We start from the raw sequence: 20,084 nt of genomic DNA, 5'->3' as shown, positions 1-20,084 counted from the left end.
TTTTTTGATTCCGAATCAAAAAATCAGCTGACCCAGCGCGAGAAATCATCTGATTTCTTGTGATGTGTCAGCTGTGCTCCATTTTCGCGGCTGTTTCCCGCCTAGAATTTCTTAGGTCCGTGCCCGCGTTTTTGAAAGGACAGGTATGTTCTTAGGGAGGCTTTCGGCTATCCCTTCATGGAGCGTCCCGTCAACTATACTCAGAAATCTGATAATGGATTTCCAATGCCTTGATTTCATGTGCCTGCAGTCTTGTTTCGATTCGCAGCACCCTGTCTTCTACTTTTATTTTTTTCATCTCAACTTTCGGCATTGCTGCCCTCTGCATATAATCACATTCACCCTTGGACATATTTTTCAGATAATCCATGTCCTTCCAGATATCCTGTACACTGCCGTTTTCCCGATTTATATAATAGATCCGCATGAGATAATCCCCGTTTTTCACATTGTTTATAGTGATTTTTAAATTCATCTCATCCAGGTCTTCATATATTTCATCCTGATCTGTTATCTGAATGTCTTTTTCCTCTTTCATTAAATAACGATAACTGAATTTCTTACAGTTGTGGCAGACAATCGTATAATCATCCCGCCCGTCCGTGGATATCAGGGCATGTTCCGTTTTTCCTGCCAGCTTTGACTTGAGAAAGTTCATAAAATGGAACGCATAGAAAGACGGCTTTTTGATTCCGTCGTGGGATAAAAGCCCGTTATCGCCATACAGAACCGCTTCCGTATCATAAAATTCTGAATGCAGATCCAGTCCGTGTAAGAATCCCATCTTATCAGCGCCATTTCCTACTGCATCTATACAGGTCTTCATCACATATGCACCGTGCGCACAGCTGTCGTTGATGCAGTTCCTGTTTGAAATCGTGAAGTTCCATTCCGTGATATCCAGTTCCTTTGGGTCAAAGTCCTCTTCTTGCAGCACCTGCCGGAATATCTCCAGCTGATTTTTCACGAACCCATTGTCCACGGAGCGTTTTCCAAAATACACCCCATCCTGCTGGATCAACAGATAGGAATACGAATATACACTAAGAAAATCCGGATGAATCTGCCGGGTTTTCCAGTTCTGAATCAGTCTGTGATACTGATATCTGTCATACCCGAGAGCAAATCCGGCCCCTCCCACCCTGATCTTAGGGGAAATCCGTTTCAATGCTTCATAACCAATCTCAAAGCAGTTAAAATACCAGCCGTTCTCGTCCAGCATATTTAACCTTTCGTCCCTCCACAATTCGAAATACCAGGTTTCGACCTCATCCGCTCCGTACCTGTTGATCAGATACGAGGAAAAATCATTCATCACCTTTTTATAGCTCTGGTCGTCATGAAATATAATGTCATTCTTCTTACTGCTCAGGGAAGAGTTAATAGACCAGGTGACATTCATAGGTTTGAAAGACAGTTCAATATACGGTTTTAAGTGGTGGTCAACCAGAAAGTCCAGTCCTCTGCCGACACGGCTGAAGTTATATCTCCATTCACCTTCCGCTTCTTCATACATATCTTCCACAAAGATATTCCAGATTCTGATATATGTAAATCCCAATTCTTCTTTTAAAACCAGAATCTGCTTCTGCATCGTGCTGTCCAGCAGACCTTCTATTTTGCCGATGTTGATGATTTGATTCCAGTTTTTCTTTAATTCCTTTTTTTCTCCGCCTGCATCCACTGTAATCTCATCAACATTCCGGGCCTTTTTACTACCGGCCTTCACTTCCTTGCCCGACAGGTATGCCCTGATTCTCTGTTCCAGATGTTTTTGTGAATCTGTATCCTTCTCATTATTTTCGGATTCCCGCTTCACAGTACTGCGGTATACCGACGGTGTCACATTATAGATTTCTTTGAAAGCCTTGTTAAAAGACGCCGTAGTTGCAAAGCCGTTATCCAATGCAATTCTTGTGATTTTCTTTTCACTGTATAAGAGTTCATCCACGGCATGAAACAAACGGATATTATTGACATACTCCACAAAACTGAGCCCAAAATTCTTCTTAATATACTTTGACAAATATGCATTTGATAAAAAGAGTTTTTTAGCCAGATCATTCAAGCTGATCTGTTTCTGATAGTTCAGCTGTACATAATTCTGGATGTCCATAATGCGCAAATTATCCGGCCTGATCTGATCCTTCAGTCTGCTGTCATCCGCCTTGATCATAAATGTACTTGCCAGGAGGTACAGTGTCTTGTAGTAAATGCCGTTCAGATAAAGTGCCCCCTCTTTATCCTTATCATAGAAATGGTTCAATATGCGGTCCAGCGCCTGCCTCAGCCGGTCATACTCATCATTTTTGTCTGCTGCCGTATTGCACCAGAACAGAAGCTGATTCGTTTCCAGATATTCCGATAACATGGAAAAATTAATATGAAAACAGGCAGTCAGCAGTTCCGGTTTGATCTCGCGGCAGGAATGTCTTTTATTGGCATTCACCAGCACAAAATCCCCCTTATTCAGTTCATAGGACTCGGATTCTATCCTGATTTCCATTCCGCCGTCTAATATGTAAATGATCTCCAGATTCTGATGAAAATGTGTATCCTGTACCTTGTCAGTCCCAAATTCAAAATCCATTATATTACGCATAACATCCCTGTTCTCCCGTATATCTGTCCTAATCTTTCCAGTATTTCTTCATATACTCCCCGGCCTGGACCTGCTCCAGTCCGAATTTTTCTGCCACCTGAACTTCGGTATCTTCCCTGGAACAATTCATTTCGCGGCAAAACTCTATTAAGATTCGTATGCCTTCCTGCACTCCATTCTGATGCCCTTCCAGCAATCCCGCCCGGCGGCCTTCCTCTCGCCCTTCTTCTTTCACGTGCCGCATATGCTTTTCTTCATCATATTCGTAGATACTCACGCTTTTCGCCTCCGATCTGTTCTTTCTAAGAAATTCTGCCAGAATATCATCCCTGATGCATTCTGTGATCGCCAGTTCTACTGCCGCCTCCAGACTCATGCTTCCAGCATATTCCCTCACTCTCGCTACATACTCTGAATAATCTTTCAATGTCTTACATGTATCTAAAAGCTTCTTATTGTGCCCCTGATTTATATTGAACATGACTGCCGTCAGCTCAAGAGCATACTCTTTTTCTGGAATTGTAAATGTATCGGAAAGCCTCAATACCTTCACATCCTCCATTTTCCCGGTGCCATTGTAAAAGATCACAAACCTCGGCGTCGGGATCGGTACAGCCTTTGTCCCATACAAGTTAGCATCTTTCGTAATTACCGAATATAAATCTGCCACATACATCAGGCAGCGCAGCGGAAGGTTGGGACTGTAAGTGGACTGATGCTCATATAACGCCAGACGGGAATCTATGATAAATGACAGGTCATTCCTCATTGACATGTATATTGCATTTTCCAGGGTATTGATCTCCAGCAATCCGGGATCCTCATAGTCCGTCCCATTCATCGCATTATACAGTTCCAATAATGCCCTCTTTTCGCTGAATATCATCTCGAACAGCTTGGACTTGTAGGTGCGTTTCACATGTATCGCACTCTCGTTTTCACTTGCCCGCTCATGATTGATCTGTCGCACTGTTTCCTTGTTTTTTGTGTCTTTCTGCATATATCTGCCTCCTTCGTAATTGCGCAGGAGGCTCTAAATACTCTGCTATCCATAACTGAAACCTCTCTGCTGTTTAAAATGGAATCCAAAGCATTGAGATTTCTTTTATTGATATCTGTCATTAGAAATGATACCAGACCCGGGCTTACCCGATCAGAAGTTTTAGAAATATACCTATGCTTTTAACATATTTTAGCATAATAATTTCTTGAACGCTAGTCTATTTATAACTTCATAAAGCGAACGAGCTTCAGTCTCGGGCGCGGACGGGGGGGAGAACGCAAATGACAAGGCGAGTCAGGGGCCTGGCAGCGGATGTGAACCGGCTGCGCGTGATCGTTCATCTTCAAGAATGGATTTCATATTGCTTGGCGAATAGAGAGGTGAGTATAATGATGACAAATACGAATTATGATGTAGTATTAACAGCAGTAAGAGGAAACACACGAAATCAGCCGGGCAAAAGTTGCTTCCAAAGCAACTTTTGGATACGCCTGAGCGTCTAATCATCAGATTAGACGGTGAATGCGTATGTGCCGACTGATTTCGTGTGTTTCCTCTTACTGCTGTTTAACGTAACGGACAATATTCCAAACAGGTTATATGCTTTCGTTTGAACCCCGTCCCGTTCCCCGGCAGGCGTCCCCCCTTCATCCGTTCACAAGGCAAAAGCTTGCTCACTAAGCTCCTACTTTGCATGTCTGGTCTGTTGAATCCAGATATTCTTTTACTTGATTCAGGTCTTTCTGGACCTGTTCCTGAACTTTGTCCAAGCTGTCAAATTTCTGAACTCCCCTGATATAGAGATGTACTTCCATAACCAATGTCTTTCCATAGATGTCTCTGGAAAAATCGAGTAGGAAGGTTTCAATTGTAATGTAGGGCATACTGTCTACAGAAGGTCTTGTGCCTATGTTGGTCAGACCCTTGTACACTTCGTTTTCTATATTAGTAAGTGTGGCGTATACACCGCTGGGCGGCATAAGCTTTCTGTCCGCTACCCCCAGGTTCGCTGTTGGCATACCTACAGTTCTCCCAAGTGCTTTCCCATGCTGTACTTCTCCTATCATGACATAGGGGTGTCCGCACATGTCCATAACATCTTCGAATCTGCAATCTAAAAATGCTTTTCTTATAAGGCTGCCTGTGATTACATCACCATGATATCTGGCGGTTTCTACAGTAATTAGTTCAATACCTTCTTGTCCACAGATATGTTCCAGCATTGAAAGTTCTTTGTTTTCTTTACCAGCAACGATTACCTTGGCTCCAAGAGTCCCTATAATCATTGTGCGAAGGAACTCTTCTGTCTGTGTTCCTTCTATATTATAAGAAACAAAAGTATCTACTCCGGCTTTCTCCAGAAAATATGCTTTTTCCTCTTCTGTTGTCAGCACATTGTTCTTTACTGCCTCTTCTTCTGAAAAACAGCTTAAGACTACTGATTTACAGTTTTTCCTTATACCTTCTGCTACCAGCTTTTCTACAACTGCAAGATGTCCTTTATGTATCCCGTCAAAACTGCCGAATGCCACACACGTACTCTCCATGTTTTCAATATTTTTTAATCGATCCATATCTTTATCTTCCTTCCTGTCCACTTTTATCATGCAGATTTTTTTGAATAATAACTGTAAATTAAGAGTCCGATTATATACCAGATTATTGTATAGCCCCATAACTTCCAGCCCCCTCCTATAATGTCAGGTATATAACATGCTATTAATGCTGCCAATACCAGAATCGGAAGTACATTGCCGCCGGGAGCTTTAAAATTACCCGGAACATATTCATTTTTCTTGCGGGCTGCAATCAGTGAAACACAGTTTATACTGATTGTCAGAGCCGCAAACAACGCTCCTAAATTTACAATTTCTGCTGTCAGGTCAGGAAAACATGATACGATGGCACTCAAAACAGCCACTAAAATAGTTGCATACAGCGGTGTGCCGGTCTTTCCGTTCTCTGCTAATTTTTTCGGCAGAAGTCCGCTTGCCGCCGTTGCCTGAATTGCCCTTGAAGTCAGGGCAATCACCACCAGCATGGTAGTAAGCAGTGCCAATACGGCTGCTATGGAAATTACCTTGGCAATCCATGGATACGCCGTTAGCTTCGTAAAGCTTGCTGCATAAAGCGGAATAAACCTCATTCCCGGGTTCTCAGCTAAGAAACCGGCTGTTATCAGGCCAACTGTAGCAAGTATAATCAATGCATACAGGCAGACCACGATAGACATAGCAATCAAGATAGACTTTGGTACATTTTTATTCGGATTCTTTACTTCCGATACCATGAATGCGATGGCTACAATGGAACCATACCCAACCATAGCCGTCGGCACAACCCGAAGGAACCCTGCATTTCCTGCGGCTCCCTGCGTAAAGAACGGAGTGAGCTGTGCAGCATCCCAACTACCGCCAAATATCCCTACGCAAATATAAATCAGCATTGTGATAAGAAGACCTCCGACGAGGATATTATTCAGCTTGCCGGCTACCGCAAATTTCAAAGTATTCAGAAGGAAGCAGAATGCCACAGCAATGAGTGCAAGCAGAATCTGTTTGTCTGCATAGACAGGGAAGCCTACCCCTAAATAAGTCCCAACATAAATTGCAGCAAATGCAATTGCTACGATATTTGCATTAATATAACCCCATGTGGAAATCCAGCCCCACAATTTTCCGGTCTTCTCACTCTTGCCAAGTGCTTTGGACGGGAAGACAAACACCCCTCCTGATTTTGGAAAAATAGTTGATAATTCCGCTACTACCAACCCATAAATCAGCATGATAGCAGCAGCAATGACCCATGACAGTATGGCACTTGGGCCAGCCTGATATACGGTCAGCCCGGATAGAGAGAAAATAGCACTCCCTATCATTCCTCCTGCAATCATTGTCACACATGCAACTAACCCTAATGAACCGCCTTGATTATTACCCGTGTTATTTGACATACTTTATTTTTAGGCACAACAAAAAAACCTTCTTGTCCAGCCTTCTCCTTTCCGTTTTTCACATCATGGATAATAGTCAGACGAAGGATCTATCAAACGCGGTTATCCATGATTTATGGTTTCTCTATTAAAATCTTCGCGGTTTCCAAATCTGTGACCAATACATTGATGTAGCCGCCTTTCAATGCAGCATGAATGGCATTGGCCTTCACTGGCAAACCTGCGATTCCAACCCGAATGGGAATGCTCATATAATCTTCTAACGAAATCGCTATGATTTTGTTTCTGAAATCAGGGATTACAGGCTTCCCTTCTTTGTCAAAGAAATGTGTGCTGACTTCACCTGCAACACTTTCATCCCACATCTTCCCATATTCAGACTTCTTGATGGCATAAAGCGGAGACAGATGTTCCAACTGGCTGTCAGATGTACCAACACCTACAATCGCCACATTGCACGCTTTTAATGCCGCATAAGCTTCCGTAAAGAAAGGCTCCTGCATAATAGAATCCCGCAATTCGCTGTTCTGTACAATAACAGGTGCATAAAGCATCGTAGCCTTTGCCTGCAATTTTTCCGCAAAACGGTATACAATGTCATCTACCGCTATATGCTGCTCGTCCTTGTTCTCACTGCCCAAAAGCTGTGTAACAGTAAGCTTTGTCCTCTGCAGAAGAGGCATATGGTCTACCATAGCAGCCGTAGCACGGCCCCTGGAGAAACCGATAATATCCCCGTCCTTAATAAACTGTCCGATGTACCTGCCCGCAGCAATCCCTAAATCTTCGTGTATATTCTCTTCTACAAGATTATTGATGACATATACACCCTTCAGGTTATATTTCTGTTCAAGGACAGTTTCGATTTCCAGATAATTCTCATTGATGTTGACAACCTGAATCTGTACGATTCCAAGTTCAATACATTCCGCAAGAATCCTGTTCACCCTCTGTCTGGACATAGACATCTTTTTCGCGATTTCTTCCTGGGTCATACCGGCTTTATGGTAGTAATAGGCCACTCGCGTATACTCGTTTATAAGCTCTTCTGTTAAATTCTGCTTTAACATATCTGTACCTCTCCTTCCATGCAAATAACTTGGATAGGTACATTTTACGCAATTTATCTATTTTAATCAATCTATTTTAAGATTAACATTTCACGATAATCCTATATGTTGAAGGATCAACTGCCTTATTAAATGCATCCTCTATCTCATTCAGAGGAATCGTTGCTGATATGAGTTCTGAAACATCTATCAGCTTACCGGAAAGCAGCCTTGTCGCGATTAAGAAATCTTTCGTCTGCGGATTCACTGACCCTGTGAGAATCTGCTCTGTTGAATGTATTTTATTAGGGCTTATTTCAATCGGATTGTCCGGATGGAAAGAGGAATAGAATACGACTCTCCCTATCTTTCCTGCCATTCCCACGGCATCAGCTGCGATTTCAGATATAGCAACCGTACAGAATACGACATCTGCGCCTCTTCCATCCGTAAGTTCTTTTATCTTAGCTGCTGCATCAATGCCCTTTGTGTTGACTGTAATATCTGCCCCCATTTTTCTGGCAACCTCCAGACGGGCATCATCCACTTCACATGCAATGACACGTGCCCCTCTTAACTTAGCCAGCTGAATGTGGAGCGCACCCATTATTCCAACACCGATGACAACTACATCATCTCCCATCTGGACATCCGCATTCTGGATACTGTGTACACAGCATGCGAGAGGCTCTGTCAGTGCCGCATGTTCCAGATTAATATCATCTGCCATCTTATAGATATTCTTTGCATCAGCCATCATATACTCAGATAATCCACCCGGCCCGCCAATCCCTTCATGCGTCTCTGCAATGAAAGATACGACACACTGGTTCTCATGTCCGTTACGGCAGTAGTAGCATTCTCCGCAGGAAGTCAGAAGACGGACTGTTACTTTATCACCAGGCGCTACAGATTTTACCTCTTCGCCCACTGCCTCAACAATGCCTGCTGCCTCATGTCCTCCGGCAAATGGATACCGGTTCATGACTCCTGTATAAAAACGCTGTTCTAAAGTGCAGATAGCACAAGAATCAATCTTAACAAGGACTTGTTTTCCAGACGGCTGTTTTTTTTCCAGTTCTTTGATTTCAATTTTTCCTTTTTCTGTTAAAACACTAACTTTATATGTACTCATATCTTATCCTTCTCTTTACTTTATTTTTTATATTACCTTTGAATGGATTTCTTTCAATGCCACTTCAACGCTTGCGTCTTCATGGATTAACTTTGCAATTGCAGAGGCATATCTTGCAGGATCTTCATGTCCCCAGATATTCCTTCCCATCGCAATTCCGGCCGCACCTGCATCTAATGCATCTTTAATTTCCTGAAGAAGCTGTTCTTCCGGTACTTTCTTTGCTCCCCCAAGTATCACAACTGGTGCATATACACTTTCCACCAATGCATGGAAGCTATCCTGATCTCCGGTATAATTTGTCTTTACGATATCTGCTCCCAGCTCTACGCTCTGACGGCAGGCAAATGTGATATTATCCGGTGTTCTGGAATCTTCTGCTTTCTCAAACCCCCTAGGAAGTGCTTCAGCGGTTACTGGGATTCCCCATTTGTGGCAATCCAAACATACTCTGGATAAATTGCTCAATACTTCATTTTCGAAGACCGATCCCGGGAAGCCCATCGTAATGACAGAATCTGCTCCAAGACGTAATGCATCCTCTGCGTCTGCAACAATCTGCATCGGTTTGGAATGGTCCCCGAGGAAAGATACTCCGCCATCGATTCTTAATATAATCCCCTTTCCAATAAAAGAGTCTGCAAATTTGTCTGCCATCCCTACTGTGGATAAAAATGCGTCAGCACCTGCTGATGCAATATCACGGATTAATGTCTTTGGGTCCTTCATTGCAGGCAGTACACTGAAATTAGCTCCGTGGTCCATTGCCATGATAAAAGTTCTTCCGTCCGGCTGAATAATGTGGTTCATTCTTTGTGTTACGTTTGACATAATGTTCTCCTTTCAATCTTCCTACTTTTGGTTTCTGCTACTTTTGTGTTTGTTTTCTTGTTACACTTGTTTTTCTTGTTACATTTGTCTTATCGCGTTCGGCTTGCTTCACTTGTATTACCATGTTCGACTCGCTTCATTTGTCTTATCGTATTCGACTTGTTTCTTTTGTCATGTTACGCTCGACGCATTACATTTGTAACAATGCTGTATCTTTTGTCACTCGACATGGCAAGAATATCATCTATGCACGAATAAGTCAACACGCTCGCTCTTAATATTTACATTTTTGTACATTTAGCACAAATTCACGCTAATACTTTTGTTACTTTTTCTCATGTTGACTACATTTGTAACTTTGTAGTAGGATTAGATTATTCAATAGAATACGAAAGCTGAAAGGAGCTAATATTTATGGAACAAACTTTTTCCAGATTTTATACACCTCAATTCGTAACGGGACGCGGTTCTATATCATTTATCAGTACTCTGGGAAAAAAGAGAATTGGTATTGTACGGGGAGGCAGAAGCTACTCCCCTGAACTAGAAAAGGTGATTGAAGCAATAGCAGAAGAAACTCAAGCTTTGGTTTGCTGCTTTGCGAAAATCCGCAACGAACCAAATATTCAGGATATTTTTCAATGTATGGAAACAGTAAGGGATTTCGAACCCGATATGATACTTGCAGTAGGGGGAGGGAGCGTGCTGGATACAGCGAAGGCAATCCATCTCTTCTATGAGAATCCCGAAATGAGCTTTGAAGATTCCCTGACTCCCTTTACCCTTCCCGCACTTGGTAAAAAGGCAGTGCATGTTTCTGTGCCTACCACAAGCGGAACCGGCTCTGAAGCAACTTCCGTAGCTGTGTTTATCGATTCTGAGAATCAGATTAAAAAATTACTGATGGATCATAACCTGATTCCACACTATGCCATTCTGGATGCCAATCTGACGGACTCTCTTCCCGATTCCATCCGGATTGCCACTGCTTTCGACGCCTTGACCCATGCAATAGAATCCAGCACCGCCGCAAATGCATCCTGCATGACGCAGGCCATTGCTTTGGAAGCTGCTGTTGACATTTTAGAGAACCTTCCTTTGGCTGTCAGTACCAACACCGACACCAAAAGCCTTTCTCTCGCCAGGGAAAGGCTGCATGTTGCGTCAGCTCTTGCGGGATGTGCAATTACCAATTCCTGTACCGGCATTGCCCATTCCTATGACCATCCGGGTCCTGCATTTGGATATGCCCATGGCAAAGTCTGCGGCTTGATGCTGCCATACACGATTGGGCTTTGTAAAGCACACCCTTCCTATGAAGCCATTTCCAGACGCTTGGGTTATACCGGGACAGCACAGGAACTGACGCAGGCGCTGACAGAGCATCTCTTCACATTGATGAAAGAATTATCTGTAGACACCAGCTTTCAGGCTCTAGGCATTGATGAACATGAGTATTTTAAGAGGGTACCTGTCTGGTCTGAGATATCTCTGAACGCATTTGCCACAATGGTATCTCCGGCTAAAATGACCTATGAAAAAGGATTACAGCTATATGATGCCTGCTATTACGGGAAGCATCCCACACTGTAAATTCACTGAAATTGGAGATTTATATTTATGCATTATAATACCTTTTTGTTTGATATCGATGGTACAATTACAGATAGTACAGCAGCAATCCTCCATTCATTGCAGGACTTGCTGCTATCGGAGGCGCATCAGAGCTATACCTCGGATGAGCTTATTTTTGCATTAGGACTGCCTAATACGGAATTGGGTAACCATTTAGGGATAGATGGCTGGGAGACTTTGTTAGAAGAGTACGGACAGAAGTATTATGAGAAATATGTCAATACTATCACTATATTCCCGGAGATGGAAGAAACTATTGAATTGTTAAAATATAGGGGGTGCAAAGCTGGAATCGTGACTTCAAAAACCCGGAATCAATTTCAAGGTGGGTTCGGAAGCCTGCCCTGTGCAAAACTGTTTGACTGCGTGATCTGTACTGATGACACCCAGTTCCACAAGCCACATCCGGCGCCACTCCTTGAATGCATGACGAGGTTAGGGGGCACAGAATCTGATTCGATTTATATCGGAGATTCACAGAATGATATGCTTTGTGCGGCCAATGCCGGAATCAAGGGCGGGCTGGCTTTGTGGGGATGCTATAGGGCGAAAGGCATTGAGGCTGATTATTATATCCGTAATCCTTCAGATTTACTGGCATTTATTTAGATAATATGAAGTGACCTCACAATTGTAGATTCGTGGATTTACCTGTTAACTATAAGTGTTGAAACTAATGATAACAGGGATTACCGCATACAATAGGAGGCCACATATGAATATGTATAGTTTACATTGCTGCAGACTCCGCGGCGTATATAAGCCAATCTCTACGCACTACTGCAATCTTTCCGGAGGTGATCCAAATGAATTCTCAAAATGTTCACACCCCCTCTCCCTTTCGCCGCGCGAGGACGATCTCTCCCATCATGAAGCGTCCCCATCCAAGCCCACTCCTAAAGCCCGTCCACTAAAACCCTGTCTGATCCTGACACGTAATATGGTGCCATGCCCGGAATATGTTTCGCAAATGACGGCCCGTGCACATGTCCAAGGAAATCTTCCTTCGCATCCCATGTTGATACAAATACAACAGTATCCGTTTTCTCCGGATCAAGATAGACCTCCATGCCATGACAGCCTTTATCATTCCTGCCATCCTCTGCAAATGCTCTTGCCAGTTTCAGATATTCTTCTCTATTGCTTACAATGTTTTCTGTAATTACTAATGTCACGAGTCTTCTCCTATGCGTTAATCATCTCATCAAAATTTTTAATACGCTTCATTTTTTCTTCCAGCAGCTCTTTGTTCGCCATGATTTTAGGCATACAGACTGCCCCAAATCCCTGGATTTCTGTAGTGTGTTCTCTCAGACCGGCAAAGGTTCCTCTTGCTCTTGCCTGCTGTGCTTCTGAGAATTCCACGTTTAATTTCTCGCCATCTACAGACAATTTTCCCTCAATCCCGCAGATCGGACACTGCACCGTCGTTGTTCCGTTTACCATCAGCAGGTCCTGATGGCAGACCGGGCAGGTTCCCATTCCTTTTGGTCCATAGAATTCTACATCTTTGTCTTCCATATTGACAGCTGCTGCCGTACGTTTTCCAATTTCATGCATATGTCCGATGAGTTCTTCATCCAAATATGGATTCGCAACGGTTCCCATGCAGTTCGCATTATAATTGGCTACCACCTTCATCATTGCCGGGAAACCGAATAAATGTAAGCTTGCTGTCCCCATGGACGTCCAGTTATCTGTTGTCGCCCCGCCGACTGATATGTAAGACACGGTACGCCTTCTTAATCTTTCGATCGGATATGCATCTGCATCTCCCGGCATCTCCCCGCTTCTTCTCTTATCCAGCACCCAGTTGATCGCGGATACATCATGTCTGCAGCCAAAACGGTCAACCAGATTTTTGAACTGTCCTACCGGCTGAAGCACATATACCGGAGCCGCCAGAATAATGGCATCGGCTGCTCTCACGGCCTCTTCCACCATCTGATAATCATCTTTGATAATACAATCATTATCCCCGCCCTTTTCCAGACATGCAGAACATGCCCCGCAGCCGATACAGCGATCAATTGTCAGTCTCTGCGTATTGATAAATTTAATCTCTGCATCCGGAAATGCTTCCCTTGCCCCATAAAGCGCTTCTTTTACTAAAATATCGTCGTTTGCATTTTTCTTACCAAATGATAATCCTAAAACTTTCATATTTTCTTCCTTTCCCTTCTCACGCACTCCTTTTCAAACCCGGAACGCATTTTTTGTATGTACTGAGTATATCTTATAATTTCTTAGATAGCTTTTCCTTTTATGCCTTTTTTCCGGCACCATATTTGACTTTTTACTTTTTTGATTTTCAGCATAAAAAAACAGAGGTCACAATCATATATAGATTTTGGACCTCCGTTTTTGACAACTTTAAAATTCGATTCTAAGTTCCTCACACAGGCAGTCTCTGGAATTGCCGCCCGCATATATCCGGAACATCCCGTCTTCTAAGCGATAGATTCCGTCATTGTCATAGTATCCCATATCCTGTTTCTTCAATTCCAGTTCTATCTTTTTTTCTGTTCCTGCAGGGAGGAAGATTTTTTGAAAGGCCTTTAATTCCTTCACAGGCCGGACCAGTCCCGCCGCCACATCCTGCATATAAAGCTGTACGCATTCTCTGCCATCCACTGTGCCCGTATTTTTCACCGTTACCGCAGCTTTTACCGAATCCTCCGTTTCTTCTGCTTTCAGCTCCTGATACTCAAATGTTGTATAACTGAGTCCATATCCAAACGGATAGAGTGCTTCAAATGGCACGTCCAGATATCTGGATGTGAATTTGCTCCTGCTTCCAGGTCTTCCGGTATTTGGATGATTATAATAGACCGGGCACTGACCATTGGCATAGGGGAACGAAGACGACAGCTTTCCCTCCGGATTTTTATCCCCCAGAAGGACGGCCGCCACCGCACTTCCCATCTGTATCCCAAGATGCCAGCATTCCAGAATTGCGGGGAGATGTTCATCCTCCCATCCAAGCGCCAGCGGACGCCCGTTCATCAGTACCGCTATCACGGGCTTACCGGATTCCAGCAGTTTTTCAAGCATCTTTCTCTGTTTTCCCGGCATCTTGATATTTGCTTTTGAGGAGGCCTCTCCCGTCATATTGGTAAGCTCCCCCACTACTGCCACGATAACATCACAATCTGCACTGGCCTTTTGAATCTCCTCTTCACTGATATCCCCTACCGGTCCGCCGCATGGATAATAAACCACATCTGCCCCGGCACCTTTCAGACCGTCCAGAATGGACACGCAGTCTGCTTCTTTCCATCCCATGGCCCATGCACCGCAGACTTCGCTTTTATCAGCAGCCAGACAGCCCACAAGGCTGATTTTCTGACTGCGCTTCAAAGGTAAGGTTTGATTCTCATTTTTCAATAAGACGATTGATTTTTCGGCCGCCTCCCGAACCTTTTCTACATGCTTTTTGGGGAGTATGTCCTGGTATTTTGCCATGGTCTTTTCCGGCACATACGGATTTTCAAACAGTCCCAGCCACATCTTTACAGATAAAATTCTTCTCACCGCATCGTCAATCACGTCCGCAGAAACCTTTCCTGCCGAAACGGCATCTTTCAGGTATTCTTTATAAATATGCGTTCCCATATCCATATCAAGCCCTGCTTTTACCGCCTGAATTCCGGCATCTGCATCATCTTCTGCAATCCCGTGCGTGACACATTCTTTTATCCCATTTGCATCACTCACCACAAAGCCTTCCAGACCATATGTATCTTTCAGGATTGTGCGCAATGTGTAGGAATTCACCGTGCATGGCACTCCATTCAGATCATTGAAAGATGCCATCGCCGTGGCCGCGCCTTCTTCTGCCGCAGCCTTAAATGGCGGCAGATATACATTATAAAGCTGTGAAATGGACATGCTCGTTGTATTATAATCTCTCCCCGCCTCACACGCCCCATAGGCCACATAGTGCTTCAGGCAGGCCGCCACATAGGAATCCGCACTGTCATCCTGCAGTCCCCTTACTTTTGCCCTGGCAAATGCAGATGCAAGACATGGATCCTCCCCCGGGCCTTCTGATACGCGTCCCCATCTTGCATCCCGTGCCACATCGATCATGGGCGCAAAGTTCCAGTTGATTCCATATGCTCTCGATTCTTCAGCCGCAATACGCGCAGTCTCCTCAAATAACACCTCATCAAAAGAGCATGCCTCTGCAATCGCAATCGGATACACCGAGCGATATCCATGAATCACATCAAACCCAATAATAAGCGGAATTCCCAGGCGGCTCTCCTCTACTGCGATCCTCTGCAGCTCGTTACTTTTTCCGGGATCATCCAGAAGCAAAGATCCAACCTTTCCTGCGCGGATGTCATTCTCATGAAAATCTCTTTCTGCTGCGGACATCATATTCTGAAACTCTTCCGCCGAGATCCTTCCATCCGTCATCATTTCGATCAGTTCCTCAAATGGGACATCAAATCCGCCCACGATGGACGGCGATTCCTGGTTCATCTGCCCGATTTTTTCTTCCAGCGTCATCTGACTTAAAAGCTCTTCAACCTTTGTGTTTTGTTCTTTTGATAAATGCATTGTTTTCTCCTTATCATTTATTGCTGCGGGATCTTTGATTTTATTTCAAACCAGTCAAATCCGGCATAATGACCGCGGTCCTCTCCATTTCCTGTTGCATACATCCCGGCAACGGTTCCCGACATACAACCTACTTTTTCCGGATTCAATAAGGCCCCGTCCACAACAGCCAGCTCTTGCAATGCGCTTTCCGATGTACCATAACGAATCGTAAACTTCTCATTTTCCATCTCTATCTGCAGGACAATTTCTTCTGAATTCCATTCTGTTTCTGCCAGAACCGTACTTCTATTGGTGCTGGCAAATCCCGGGAAATACGGAGGGCTGTCATATTCAGCACTTGTTACCGTCAGCTGCAGAAACTGCCTTTCACCTGTGCATGTTCTGCAGAAATGCATCTGGTGATTCATCGCCTGTATCACTGCAAGCCCGGCCGCCTCCCCCTCCTGCGGCATAAATACCATTTTTGATGTTATGACCGTATAAGGCTGGCACTGCCGCTGCCCTAGCATTGATACAAAACAGTCTTTCGACTTTGGACAATCAAATCCCATCTGCCTGAGCGGTTCATCCAGTCTCTGCCTTTTACACTGCAGATATAGTCTGGAATCCTTTATTTCATAGTATTTCTCGTATGGAGTTCCCCAGCACAGCCATTCTTCCTCCAGTACTTGTTCTTTAAAATCAAAAAATGTCTTTTTAACCGGGTATTCCATCTGCGGAAGACATTTTGGTGCCTCATACTCCCATTCAAGCTTCCCGGTATCAGGGCTGAACAGCGGCCAGTCACGTTCCCATACAACCGGACAAAGAAACGTCTCCCTTCCCAGATTCTTACACTTGCCGTCAATCAGACGGGAAGCCAGCATCACTGCATACCAGGAGCCATCCGGAAGTTCAACCAGATCCGCATGTCCCACATTGATGATCGGGCTTTTAAATCCCATATTCCGATGTGTCATAACCGGATTTGCCGGATTTGCTTCAAAGAAACCAAAGATATCCCTGCTTCTGGCCGACATGACGGCATGATAGTGTTCCGTGCCTCCTTCTGCGATAATCAAATGATAATACTCTCCCACATGATATATGTGCGGCGCTTCCGGAGATGCACCGACACGAAGCGCACTATTGAAGATCGTGACGGGTTCTCCCTTCATTTTAAAATTATGAATATCGTATTCGGCAATCCAGATTCCGCGTTCCATTTTGCCCGCACCGTTGTCCCAGACATCTCCGGTCCCCAGAATATATGCTTTCCCGTCATCATCAAAAAAAACAGAGGCATCAATACCCGGTACATCATCCAGCCAGTTCGGCTCTGACCATGGTCCCGCCGGATTTTTTGCGGTCACAATATAATTTCCTTTATCGCTGAAGTTCGCATTAATCAGGTAAAATAACCCATCGTAATATCGCAGAGTCGGAGCCATCACGCCCCCTACCATGCTGTTCTTCTCCACATGAAATCCGTTATCCATTGTCATCACATGCCCAATCTGCTCCCAATGGGCCAGGTCCTTACTGTGAAAGACAGGTATTCCCGGATAAAGTTCAAAACTGGAACATGCAATATAATAATCATCCCCCACCCTGCAGATAGACGGGTCCGGATAAAATCCCGGAATAACCGGGTTCACAATTTTTCTTTTCATTTTCCTCTCCTTATTTATCACAATTTCTTCTAATATGTAACAGTTCAGACAAGTCTGAACTGTTACTCTAATATTACTGTTCGCCCCCTCCGTGCATGCACATAAATGGTTCGGGCAGGAACATTCTAATTTCTATTATAAAAGCTTGACATATATCTTCAATCTAAATATTATTATATTAATATAACAATATCGTGATCAGGAGGTTTCAAATGCTTTATCAATTTCACTCCGGGGAATTCCGGCAGAACCTGCCGTTACAACTATGGATGTTCGGCGCAAACCATTTACAGGAGCCAGTCCATCGTCCAAAAGGCGTTTCCTTTTACCAGTGGTTCTACTGTGCCAAAGGCAAAGGCGAAGTAATTTTAAATAATCAGCGTTCTATCATTTCCGAAGGCCATGGATTTCATATTAAAGCGGATGAGCCTCATATTTATCAGGCCATTACAGATAACTGGACCCTGCATATCGTCGCTTTTCACGGCTCCTTATGTTCAGAACTGCTGGATTCGCTCCAAATGAGCCGTTCCGGCGCCTATCATTTTTCGGATACCACTGTCTTTGAAAAGCATATTCAGAGTCTTTTATGGCTGCACGAAAACCGCTCCGTCAATCGAACACTTGCCAGTTCAAAAGAGTGTTACGATTTTTTATTAGACATTTCTCAATGTATTACCCACACGCACGAGTTATCTTATGTGCAGGAGAATGATCTTGTCTTAAAGGTGGTTACTTATCTGGAAGATAATTATCAAAAACCGATCAGCCTGACTGATTTATCTGATGTCACCCATCTGTCACGAGACTATATGTGTGCCCTTTTCAAGTCAGCCACAGAGCAGACCATCATCAACTGCCTGACAGAGATCCGAATTGGACATGCCCGCCAGCAGCTCATTCAATATCCAGAAAAAAAAGTCATGGACATAGCAAAAAGCTGCGGCTTTGACAGCCCCAGCTACTTTGGTAAGATATTCAAAAAAATGGTTGGCGTAACACCAGAATGGTATCGGAAACTTTCTTAATCACAATTTCGATTTTGAATCTTATTCAATAACGCTTCCTGCAGAGTCTTAGAGAAATTAATCCCAAGCGCCATAGCTCTGTCATTAAGCCATGATGGTATTGTAAGCGTCTTTTTCACCGCCTTCGTATTTTTACACTCATCCAAAGAGCAGGATACCAGACTCACGAAACTATCCGGATCCGTTTCAATTGAAGTTACATCTGATGGATGTGGAAGTAACTTTTCTTCTTCCAGCAGGACCAGTGCATATCCAAGCAAAGCCTCCTGGGCATTTTCCATCGTTTCATTAATTGTTGTTCCATAAGATTGACATCCTTCGAGATCTGGGAACTCCACCCAATAATTCTCTTCTTTATGGAAAATTGCTGGATAAACTAACAACATAATTTTCACTCCTCACCTAATTTTCGTTCTTTTTAAAATTGCATTCAGCAATCCCGGCGGCACTTCTCTTCCATGTATTGGAATTACTTCTGTCTTTCCATCCTTTTGCATAATATGATGGCTCCCCTGTATACGGACAACTTTCCAGCCATTTTTCTTCATAAGTCTTAATAATTCTTTGTCTCTCATGTTCCTCCTTTTATTTTAATACGTATAATACGTGTTGTCAATTGTAAACTTATGTAATTTCGTTTTTTAACTTTGAGAATTTCATTGCGAATCGCAAAAAAGATACTTTTAATACAACAACTCGTGGTGCAAACCACAAATAATCAATGTATTTATATGTTTAGGGAAACATATATGCTACTGTAAAATAAGGACATACATCAATTAAAACTACAGAAGATTCTCATTGAACATTACAAATCCTCATGTTAAGATTACCATGTATAATTGAATAGAAGTAGAGGATAGTCTGATGATTTCCTTCAGAAATGAACGAAGGACGAAATATAGAATGAATACACTTGAAGTGTTGACATTAGTGCTGGTAATTTTTGCAGCATTAACTTACATAGATAATCATCCTGACAAAAAATAGCTATCCTCTACCAGCCTAGAGGATAGCCCATAACTAAAAATTATGTAGTTATCCGAAGCGCAATCATCAGACCGGATAATGTCTTTTGATTACTTCTAAATAAATTATACACGGGGTACTTGAATTTTTCAAGTACCCTTTTTTTAATTCTCTCTGCAGCCCCAGTACCTCCCCGGCATCCCTGTCATAAAGCTGGCTCATCCAGACGGTAGGAAAGGGCTCGTTCCCCGGTGGGGATCCCAAACCGGGGCAACGGATGGAATAGAATTGGCGTAACTTTCATATCCCCAATAGTCCTTTTAATAAACTTGAGTATAGCTTAAAATAAATCCAAGCCCATAAAGTATAAAAGCATCCAAATCATACTGGGGAGATAAAAGTTACACCAATTCTATCCCATCCACTGTCCCGGTCCGGGACCCAACCGGGGAACGAGTTCTTTCCTATCGGCGGATGAATCCAGCTTACCGTGAGCCGGGACGGACTGTGAAAAACACCTGTCCTGTTGGAAATGCTTTTAGCGAGCATAGCAGCAGTTAGAGGAAATCCGCAAAATCAGCGCGAAAAAAGCTGCTTCCGAAGCAGCTTTTTAGAACACCTGAGCCGCTTAATCACCAGATTAAGCGGTGAATGT

At 43.6% G+C, this 20,084-nt stretch carries 16 protein-coding genes; 3 read left to right on the top strand and 13 right to left on the bottom strand.

From position 1 onward, the window contains the following. Positions 1 to 190: 190 nt before the first annotated feature. From HMPREF0240_RS03200 to HMPREF0240_RS03170, 7 genes are all read right to left on the bottom strand, one after another. The gene (locus HMPREF0240_RS03200) at positions 191 to 2,602 is read right to left on the bottom strand and encodes a helix-turn-helix domain-containing protein (protein WP_009002009.1); all 2,412 of its coding nucleotides are present in this window, start codon (positions 2,600 to 2,602) and stop codon (positions 191 to 193) included. Positions 2,603 to 2,630: 28 nt separating this feature from the next. Continuing rightward, positions 2,631 to 3,602 carry a hypothetical protein gene (locus tag HMPREF0240_RS03195; protein WP_083806108.1) on the bottom strand — a complete coding sequence of 324 codons (972 nt, stop codon included), beginning with the start codon at positions 3,600 to 3,602 and terminating at the stop codon, positions 2,631 to 2,633. Between the two features lie 680 nt (positions 3,603 to 4,282). Beyond that, on the bottom strand, positions 4,283 to 5,179 hold the full coding sequence (locus HMPREF0240_RS03190) for a riboflavin kinase (protein ID WP_009002007.1): 897 nt from the start codon (positions 5,177 to 5,179) through the stop codon (positions 4,283 to 4,285). Positions 5,180 to 5,208: 29 nt separating this feature from the next. Beyond that, positions 5,209 to 6,558, bottom strand: coding sequence for an APC family permease (locus HMPREF0240_RS03185; RefSeq protein ID WP_009002006.1), 1,350 nt, complete (start codon positions 6,556 to 6,558; stop codon positions 5,209 to 5,211). Between the two features lie 113 nt (positions 6,559 to 6,671). Then, the gene (locus HMPREF0240_RS03180) at positions 6,672 to 7,628 is read right to left on the bottom strand and encodes a sugar-binding domain-containing protein (RefSeq protein ID WP_009002005.1); all 957 of its coding nucleotides are present in this window, start codon (positions 7,626 to 7,628) and stop codon (positions 6,672 to 6,674) included. Positions 7,629 to 7,710: 82 nt separating this feature from the next. Next, positions 7,711 to 8,742: an alcohol dehydrogenase catalytic domain-containing protein gene (locus tag HMPREF0240_RS03175; RefSeq protein ID WP_009002004.1), complete on the bottom strand. Its 1,032-nt coding sequence runs from the start codon at positions 8,740 to 8,742 to the stop codon at positions 7,711 to 7,713. A 27-nt stretch (positions 8,743 to 8,769) separates the two neighbouring features. Beyond that, positions 8,770 to 9,573, bottom strand: coding sequence for an aldolase (locus tag HMPREF0240_RS03170; RefSeq protein ID WP_009002003.1), 804 nt, complete (start codon positions 9,571 to 9,573; stop codon positions 8,770 to 8,772). A 414-nt stretch (positions 9,574 to 9,987) separates the two neighbouring features. Between HMPREF0240_RS03170 and HMPREF0240_RS03165 the strand changes: the two genes are divergently transcribed. Beyond that, positions 9,988 to 11,166 (top strand): iron-containing alcohol dehydrogenase, encoded by a 1,179-nt coding sequence (locus tag HMPREF0240_RS03165; RefSeq protein WP_009002002.1) that lies wholly within the window; start codon positions 9,988 to 9,990, stop codon positions 11,164 to 11,166. Between the two features lie 27 nt (positions 11,167 to 11,193). Beyond that, positions 11,194 to 11,817 (top strand): HAD family hydrolase, encoded by a 624-nt coding sequence (locus HMPREF0240_RS03160; protein WP_009002001.1) that lies wholly within the window; start codon positions 11,194 to 11,196, stop codon positions 11,815 to 11,817. A 287-nt stretch (positions 11,818 to 12,104) separates the two neighbouring features. Here HMPREF0240_RS03160 and HMPREF0240_RS03155 read toward each other — a convergent pair whose 3' ends face one another. The 4 genes from HMPREF0240_RS03155 to HMPREF0240_RS03140 all read right to left on the bottom strand — a co-directional run bounded on the left by HMPREF0240_RS03155 (position 12,105) and on the right by HMPREF0240_RS03140 (position 17,432). Beyond that, positions 12,105 to 12,383 (bottom strand): antibiotic biosynthesis monooxygenase family protein, encoded by a 279-nt coding sequence (locus tag HMPREF0240_RS03155; RefSeq protein ID WP_009002000.1) that lies wholly within the window; start codon positions 12,381 to 12,383, stop codon positions 12,105 to 12,107. Between the two features lie 10 nt (positions 12,384 to 12,393). Continuing rightward, positions 12,394 to 13,371, bottom strand: a complete 978-nt coding sequence (locus HMPREF0240_RS03150) for a flavodoxin family protein (protein ID WP_009001999.1) — start codon at positions 13,369 to 13,371, stop codon at positions 12,394 to 12,396. 210 nt (positions 13,372 to 13,581) lie between these two features. After that, positions 13,582 to 15,777 carry a glycoside hydrolase family 3 N-terminal domain-containing protein gene (locus HMPREF0240_RS03145; RefSeq protein ID WP_009001998.1) on the bottom strand — a complete coding sequence of 732 codons (2,196 nt, stop codon included), beginning with the start codon at positions 15,775 to 15,777 and terminating at the stop codon, positions 13,582 to 13,584. Between the two features lie 17 nt (positions 15,778 to 15,794). Beyond that, complete coding sequence (locus HMPREF0240_RS03140; RefSeq protein WP_009001997.1) at positions 15,795 to 17,432, bottom strand: glycoside hydrolase family 43 protein; 1,638 nt, start codon at positions 17,430 to 17,432, stop codon at positions 15,795 to 15,797. A 212-nt stretch (positions 17,433 to 17,644) separates the two neighbouring features. Between HMPREF0240_RS03140 and HMPREF0240_RS03135 the strand changes: the two genes are divergently transcribed. Continuing rightward, positions 17,645 to 18,460 carry an AraC family transcriptional regulator gene (locus HMPREF0240_RS03135; RefSeq protein WP_035312314.1) on the top strand — a complete coding sequence of 272 codons (816 nt, stop codon included), beginning with the start codon at positions 17,645 to 17,647 and terminating at the stop codon, positions 18,458 to 18,460. On the opposite strand, the gene HMPREF0240_RS03130 is transcribed toward HMPREF0240_RS03135, so the two are convergent. Then, entirely contained in the window at positions 18,457 to 18,846 is a 390-nt protein-coding gene (locus tag HMPREF0240_RS03130; RefSeq protein WP_035312313.1) for a type II toxin-antitoxin system HicB family antitoxin, read from the bottom strand. The genes HMPREF0240_RS03135 and HMPREF0240_RS03130 overlap by 4 nt on opposite strands. Positions 18,847 to 18,858: 12 nt before the next feature. Beyond that, on the bottom strand, positions 18,859 to 19,035 hold the full coding sequence (locus HMPREF0240_RS03125; protein WP_009001994.1) for a type II toxin-antitoxin system HicA family toxin: 177 nt from the start codon (positions 19,033 to 19,035) through the stop codon (positions 18,859 to 18,861). Between the last annotated feature and the right edge of the window lie 1,049 nt (positions 19,036 to 20,084).

Source organism: Clostridium sp. D5 (genome assembly GCF_000190355.1).
Lineage (GTDB): Bacteria > Bacillota > Clostridia > Lachnospirales > Lachnospiraceae > Faecalicatena > Faecalicatena fissicatena_A.
This window is presented reverse-complemented; position numbering and strand designations above follow the sequence as displayed.